This window comes from Klebsiella sp. 4_1_44FAA (assembly GCF_000238715.1).
GTDB lineage: Bacteria > Pseudomonadota > Gammaproteobacteria > Enterobacterales > Enterobacteriaceae > Klebsiella > Klebsiella pneumoniae.
Genome location: NZ_JH414817.1, coordinates 9,685 through 16,194, shown reverse-complemented (window position 1 = coordinate 16,194; position 6,510 = coordinate 9,685). Strand labels below are relative to the sequence as shown.

10 protein-coding genes and 3 pseudogenes are annotated in these 6,510 nt (G+C 59.1%); all 13 read right to left on the bottom strand.

Annotated features, from left to right (window positions below):
- Nucleotides 1–119 precede the first annotated feature (119 nt).
- Complete coding sequence (locus HMPREF1024_RS00525) at nucleotides 120–311, bottom strand: hypothetical protein (RefSeq protein ID WP_001568047.1); 192 nt, start codon at nucleotides 309–311, stop codon at nucleotides 120–122.
- A 42-nt stretch (nucleotides 312–353) separates the two neighbouring features.
- Nucleotides 354–860 carry an antirestriction protein ArdA gene (locus HMPREF1024_RS00530; RefSeq protein WP_009309998.1) on the bottom strand — a complete coding sequence of 169 codons (507 nt, stop codon included), beginning with the start codon at nucleotides 858–860 and terminating at the stop codon, nucleotides 354–356.
- Between the two features lie 42 nt (nucleotides 861–902).
- On the bottom strand, nucleotides 903–1,331 hold the full coding sequence (locus HMPREF1024_RS00535; RefSeq protein WP_004152356.1) for an antirestriction protein: 429 nt from the start codon (nucleotides 1,329–1,331) through the stop codon (nucleotides 903–905).
- A gap of 680 nt (nucleotides 1,332–2,011) precedes the next feature.
- Nucleotides 2,012–2,779, bottom strand: a complete 768-nt coding sequence (locus HMPREF1024_RS00540; protein WP_009309997.1) for a hypothetical protein — start codon at nucleotides 2,777–2,779, stop codon at nucleotides 2,012–2,014.
- Between the two features lie 53 nt (nucleotides 2,780–2,832).
- Entirely contained in the window at nucleotides 2,833–3,252 is a 420-nt protein-coding gene (locus tag HMPREF1024_RS00545) for a DUF1380 domain-containing protein (protein ID WP_001568043.1), read from the bottom strand.
- 9 nt (nucleotides 3,253–3,261) lie between these two features.
- Nucleotides 3,262–3,483, bottom strand: coding sequence for a hypothetical protein (locus HMPREF1024_RS00550; protein ID WP_001568042.1), 222 nt, complete (start codon nucleotides 3,481–3,483; stop codon nucleotides 3,262–3,264).
- Nucleotides 3,483–4,184 (bottom strand): DNA methylase, encoded by a 702-nt coding sequence (locus HMPREF1024_RS00555; RefSeq protein ID WP_004152355.1) that lies wholly within the window; start codon nucleotides 4,182–4,184, stop codon nucleotides 3,483–3,485. The genes HMPREF1024_RS00550 and HMPREF1024_RS00555 overlap by 1 nt, the downstream gene beginning before the upstream one ends.
- Nucleotides 4,185–4,255: 71 nt before the next feature.
- Nucleotides 4,256–4,425: pseudogene (locus HMPREF1024_RS31900) on the bottom strand (hypothetical protein); the annotation flags it as partial.
- A 144-nt stretch (nucleotides 4,426–4,569) separates the two neighbouring features.
- Entirely contained in the window at nucleotides 4,570–4,905 is a 336-nt protein-coding gene (locus tag HMPREF1024_RS00560; protein WP_004194745.1) for a hypothetical protein, read from the bottom strand.
- Nucleotides 4,902–5,129: pseudogene (locus tag HMPREF1024_RS00565) on the bottom strand (hypothetical protein); the annotation flags it as partial. The pseudogene HMPREF1024_RS00565 and the gene HMPREF1024_RS00560, both read right to left, overlap by 4 nt.
- A 248-nt stretch (nucleotides 5,130–5,377) precedes the next feature.
- Nucleotides 5,378–5,547: pseudogene (locus HMPREF1024_RS31895) on the bottom strand (hypothetical protein); the annotation flags it as partial.
- A 195-nt stretch (nucleotides 5,548–5,742) separates the two neighbouring features.
- The gene (locus HMPREF1024_RS00570) at nucleotides 5,743–5,973 is read right to left on the bottom strand and encodes a hypothetical protein (protein ID WP_009309993.1); all 231 of its coding nucleotides are present in this window, start codon (nucleotides 5,971–5,973) and stop codon (nucleotides 5,743–5,745) included.
- Nucleotides 5,974–6,036: 63 nt separating this feature from the next.
- The coding region (locus HMPREF1024_RS00575) for a plasmid partitioning/stability family protein (RefSeq protein ID WP_009309992.1) at nucleotides 6,037–6,510 on the bottom strand (474 nt) is incomplete at its 5' end.

The following is a 6,510-nucleotide window of genomic DNA, read 5'->3' as shown; positions in this document are numbered from 1 at the left end:
ACAACGGAGAGGAGGAGTGCGCGGCGCCGGAGGCGCGGCGACGTCTCTCTCCGGCAGGCGCAGCCTGCCCGGGTTTTCGCGCGGCCGGAAGCGGCAGAGGTTCCCCCCTGCCCTGTGATTTATCGTGCCTTTCCCCCCTGAAGAATGAAATGGCCGCCAATATAGACGGCACACTGACAGGTCATGTATTCGCAGATTTCATCCATCACCTGCGCAGTGGTCAGTTCCCGCTGACCGGCATCGCGGCGGCGGGCATTAATCAGGGCTTTGTACTGTCGCAGGATATCGCGGCTTTGTGGTGCAAGTTTCATGTGCTTTCTCCTTAACCGGCGGGCTTCCCCGCCGGATAGTAATCAGTTGCTGAATACATAGCCTTCATGGAAGACATAGCCGCTGCTGAACAGATCCCGCGCATAAGCCTCATAATCGAAATAGACGCGCAGGGATTCAGGCACCTCGTTTAACAGGCCGTGATCCTCCACAAAGCCATAAGCAAAATCCGCCTCGCTTTCAGCCTCGCCACAATACGCCTCATCAAAGGCGTCATAGTCGCACTCGCCGGTATAGTCCGCCCAGGCCACAAACGCGGCAGCGCGTCCTTCGTCCTGCGCCTGCCGGAATGCCTCGATAAACGCCCACTTAACAGAGGATTCAGAGGCAAACTGAGACGGGATCCCTTCCCAGTCCTGAAACATAAACTCGGGGTCATCCTCGGAGGCATGCAACGCCCGGCAGGCGTCATAAAATTCGTCTTCGTCGTCGAAGTCGGTTAAATCAAACCATTTGCCAAAAATACTGCCGCCGTTGTACTGGTGATATGTGCCCACGTAGACGGCTGGAACGGTTACTGATGAAGTCATTTTTGTCTCCCTGCGGGGCGGTGTAACCGCCCCTGTCGTTAATCAGTCCAGCGCGGCGTAAATAGCACTGCATTCGGGGTGAAAGGTGATGTGATTCCAGAGCTGGGCATCACGCAGCATATAAAGGCGAGTCAGCGCCGGGTTACTGCTGTCATGATGGGCCGCCAGACGGCGATTAATCGCCAGGCTGGTCAGAATAATGCCCGCCGCGTCGGCGCTGACAGTGCGATCAAACCAGTTTTCGCTACTGACCAGATGTACCCGGCCACAATCCGGCATCATGTAGCCGCCCCCCTCCGGCAGGCGAATAAAATGCCAGAAGCCGCCCTCATAGCCGGGCATCCATTTTTTGGCCAGAGCGTACACCTGTAATTCCGCGAGCATGAAATCCGTGCCGAACAGGTACGGCATAAAAGACAGGCGGTCGGACTCCTCAACATTCAGGACCGGGCATGTATTCACATACTGCATGGATAAACCTCCGTAATCACATAGACTGCGGCACCGGGTTGTGCCGTGCCGACACGACAGCCCGGCGAAAAGCGGAAGATGCAGGGGCGACACCGGAGGCCGCAGCGCAGATATAGCGCGAAGCTGGTCTGGACGGTTTTCGAGCGAAACCTGAGCGAGAAAACGACGGGAAGAACGGCGAGCATCATAAAAAAACTGCGACCGGGCGAGGATGGCGGCGTCAGCGCACCCTTGCATCTGCAGCGGCCGGGCTAAAGTGAAGGCACGGCACAACCCGTCGCGATGCAGGAGGTTGAATACAGGGTTTCTCTCCCCCGTTTTTTGACCACCGGGAGAAAAGCGGAAGCAGATGTCGCAACGCGACAGACGCAGTAATAAGGCCACGGACCGGAGGGATGGGGCCGGGTGAAGCGGAGCCGGCGGCAACGGCAAGCCGGCGACTGCCTTATCCGGGGATGGCGGCGCCAGCGAACTCCAGCCTCTGCGGCTGCCGGGCTAAAGTGAAGGCACGGCACAGCCAGCACACGGCACGGCGATAACAGAGGGTTGTGTTCACCCAAAAGGCCCGGAAACCGGGCCGGGTGGACGCGGAGCCGGCACGGCGACATCCTTATCGCACCACACCTCCTGTGCCGGCAGGCTGACAAGGGAGGATCCCCCTCCCCTGACGCACCGGGCTGTCACTCCTGAGTTCTGCTGGCGCGGGCCTCTCTCACCATTTCCCTTAAAACCCGGCGATCAAACCAGCGCCGGACCGGAGTGTCCGTAAAACGCAGATGATCAGCGATAACCCCTGCGCTCCTGATAGTTTCCTCCCGCTCGTTAACCAGGGTGAGCAGGACCGGGCAGAATCGCGCATCGCGAATAAGAATGGCATCGAGGACCTGATCCAGCCTGTCGGTTTCGTCTTCGTCCAGGCAGTTATCATGATCATACTCGACGGCCAGCAAGCGCCAGTCACCGATCCGCCTGTCCATCAGACGGGGATTGACGGACGACGTCAGCGCGGCGGCGATGCGCTTCGTATCCCGGTGGACGATTTCCGATATCTGCGTGAGGGAGGCTTTCAGGAAGGCCAGCAGATCGTCACATTCCGCCGCCGTCAGCCACTCCTGAGCGTAAGGCAGGCGGATAACCTGACAGTCAGCCAGCCGCTCCGGATGCGGATATGCCTGCACCGGAAAGAGATGCAGACGAGCCGGGGTTCCCGCCAGCCGCCGGGCGCTGGCGAGCAACAACGCTGCCCGGCCATACGTCAGCGGCTGACAAAGCTGTTCCGTAAGCGTGAGGATTTCCGCGCCACTGAGAGAGCCGCAGGCGGCAAGCCAGCCGGGTACGGTTTCGGGGGCGACGGGCGCCATATCAACAGTGTCGGGCCAGCCAGCCTGGCGCAGCATCCGGTCGCCGTGACGCAGAATAAGCGTGTTAAGGGTTTCTTTTTTCATCATTATCGTCTCTGTCCGGGTTATATCACCCCGCCGCGTGGCGGGGCGATCTGCTGTCAGCTTTTCAGTAATGCCCGCACTTTTGCTGTATCCGCCAGGCGGCGCATTACGCTTTCCGGCACCGGGAGATTGCGATCCCGTGCGGTCCATTCCCTGTCCCACAATGCCTGTTCGGCGGTAATCAGCAGGGTTTCAAGCAGGTCAACCGGCACAGTCACCCTCTGCCCGTTCTCTTTCACCTGGTCTATCAGTGCCATCACCAGGCCGGCTGACACGCCCGACTCAAGCCGTTGTTCTTCCGGTATAGTGTCCATGCGTTCCAGTACTGCCCTTACGTCATGTTCTGAAAAGGAATATTCCATCCCGTCAGCCAGTGCTTCAATATCCGCCGGGGTCCAGATAATCAGGTTCAGCGGGGTTTCTGCGGGATATTGCTCATTCAGCATCCTGCAAAGATCTTCACGGGTTCCGTACATGTTCTCTCCTCAATCCAGAAAGCTTTCATCGAGCATCAGTGCAATATTGAACGCCTCATCCATCAGGACGCTGAGACGTCGCAGACTGATACCGGCAAGCCGTTCCGCCAGTCCGTCGTACCGGTAGTGGTACGTGTCTTCCAGCACTTTCAGGGTGGTTTTCAGGTCGCAAAGATTGTTCGCCAGCCCGGCCATATCGCGGCGCAGGGCTTCGTGTCCGTCGTAATTCATTACGCGGCCTCCGGGAGCCATTCATCGTTCGCCGCCGGGGTATTTACGGCCCGGTGCATGGCGGCCAGTCGTTCGGTTCCGGCCCGGTGGTACTGCGCCAGCATTTCGATGCCGATATAGCGGCGTCCGGCACGGTATGCAGCGACGCAGGTCGAACCGCTTCCGGCAAACGGGTCGAGAACAATCGCGCCCGGGGCGCTGAATGACTCAATCAGCGGCTGTAGCGCCTCCACCGGTTTCTGCGTCGGATGCAGGGTATTACCGGTATACGGGAAGGGCAGCACATCCGGCAGCGGTTTAAGGGGCGGCACGGGGCGGCCTTTGGCAAGGACATAAGCCCCTTCATGGCAGTAGTCCACAAATCCGCGTCGGGCCCTGGCGTTACGACGGTTGGAGGCATAGTTTTTGGTGAACACAAGCTGGCCCACGGCATAGAATCCTGCCGCCTTCCACGCGGCCATAAAGCGGTCCACACGGTTCCAGCTGTAGAAGCTCACCATCAGTGCGTCTTTTTTAAGGACGCGGTACATCTCCAGCGTGGCCGGTTGCAGCCATTCGTCCGTCACATCCCCGGCAATCTGTCTGCCCTGACGGTCCTTAAAACCGACGAGGTAAGGCGGATCGGTCACAATAAGGTCCACGGCACGGTCGGGGAATCCGCGCATCACATCAATACAGTTCCCGAGAATGAATCTGGACATGGCAGCACTCCTGTAGTCTGAGGGGGCAGGAGGCATCACCGCGATACCGTTCCCTGCCGCACGCTGCCTGTTCATCGCGTCCGGTCACGGGTCAGGCCGACCGTGGAATACCGCAGCCGTCCGTCTTTTGGACGGCAAGGATATGCCGCGAAAGCGGCTTGAAGGGCGTTCCTTAAAAGGGCGAGGGACTGGCGTACACTCTCAACGACGCCGGGCCTGAGCGGAAAAACCGCCCGTCCCGTACCAGACCGGACGCGAGACACTGGCAGCGGGCGGCAGGTTCATCCCCCGCGCCGCCCGGCGGTCGCGGAAGAAAAGCGGAGCCGGAAAAGGCGACGGCATCAGAGGGGCTAAAAACAGGGCATTGCGCCCTGTTTGTTGAAAGTCAGCGTGTGATATCCCGCCAGTCATTTCCGTACTCATCGCAGAGGCCGGGCGTATCCGTTACACCGGTTACTGCCCACGTATCCAGAAACTTCAGTCCGCGCAGGATACTGCTCTCCACGTCATCGAGCAGGATGATGCTGTTAAACCAGACCACGCCATCCGGATATTGCCAGCGGTGACGGTCATCCTCGAGCAGCAGACTGTCCCACCACGTCCGGCCCATCTGTATCGCGCCCGATTCAGCCTGCGCCAGGCCGGTTGCTGATATCATGTGATGCACCATCATTTCCACGCCGCTGATTTCAACGGCAAAGCCGACCAGCCAGGTATTCATACACGTTTTACCTCATCAATCGCCGCCTGCAGGTGGCTCCAGTTAAATCCGTCATTCGCATCATGACTGTCCTGCGCCCGCTCCATCGCTGCATCGATGTCGCCTTCCGTGAGCGAGCCGTCCAGTGAAAGAAAATCATCGGCCAGCCAGAACGTGCCGCAGCACAGCGCGTCGTCGGGGTACTGCGACAAACGGTCTATAAAGGCTTTCACGGTCATGCGTTTTTCCATTCTGTCTCCGGGCGGTCTCCCGCCCGCCCCCTGTTCAGCCGCCAAAGCGTGCAATGTTGTTGATAATCCAGTCCGGGCAGAGGCGATTGCTCGCCACGCACCCACGTTTTGAGTTCATCGGCGTGATGTATTCCACTGAAGGTCAGCCGGTTAGCGCACCGGTTCGGCATATGCAGATCCTGAATAGTCAGCGTGGGCAGGAGGCATCACCGCGATACCGTTCCCTGCCGCACGCTGCCTGTTCATCGCGTCCGGTCACGGGTCAGGCCGACCGTGGAATACCGCAGCCGTCCGTCTTTTGGACGGCAAGGATATGCCGCGAAAGCGGCTTGAAGGGCGTTCCTTAAAAGGGCGAGGGACTGGCGCACACTCTCAACGATGCCGGGTCGGAGCGGAAAAACCGCCCGTCCCGTACCAGACCGGACGCGAGACACTGGCAGCGGGCGGCAGGCTTACGTTAACTCCAGGCGAACGGGGAATTACCGGCGTACCTGTCCACAAATCCGGGGCTTAAGGCTGTGGATAACCTGAAGGCAAACGACGGAGAAGCACGGGAGAACAGACACTTATAAGACTGTTCTTTTTTCAAACAACCAGAAAATCTGTATCAGCGGTTCAGGGATTTATCCCCGGCCACAGACAGGCCAATATAGACGCCCGCCCCCCAGATGATCTGCGACAAAATGAAAACCCACTGCGGAACGTCGAAAACCAGAAGCGGAAGCAGACATACCGTCACAATGCCAATCAGCCGGCTGCCAAATTTTCTGCGCACCGGTTCACTGCTGTCGACGGGAATGCGGGCGAGACGGAGAACATTTCTGAATCCTGGTGACATGAGAACCTCCCTGGGGATGCCAGTCATTTGAAATCGGTATAGTAGTGGATGTGATTCGTACTGTTAGTCACCGAATGCACGCCGCATATTTTTCTTTATTTCCCGGGTATCCGCCCCGGACACCGGCACGTCAGATGTTGCCGGCGTATCCGGTACTGCAGCTGCAGCCCTGCTCACGTCAGCGGTGCCGGCCATCTGCTGAACCAGTGCCTGCAGCTCACTGACCGAGGTGGGCGGTACTGGCATACTGGCCAGCAGGCGCGGCAGTTCCGGCGCCGTCGTGTGGAGGGCAAGACCGGTGATAATCAGGTTTCTCAGCAGATCGCCACGCAGACGGGATGACGCTTCCGTCAGCACACTTTCCACCCGTTCCCCACTCCGGCCATTCTGAAGCGTCAGGGTGTAACGCCGGCGCTGGTATTCTGTCTCCGGTGACACGGGCAGAGCTGCCCCACCATTTTCGGGCTCATCCGGAAGGCCGGTGAGTGAGGACCAGGTTCCGGAGACCAGGGCCATCACGGCGTAAAGGCGGACAGC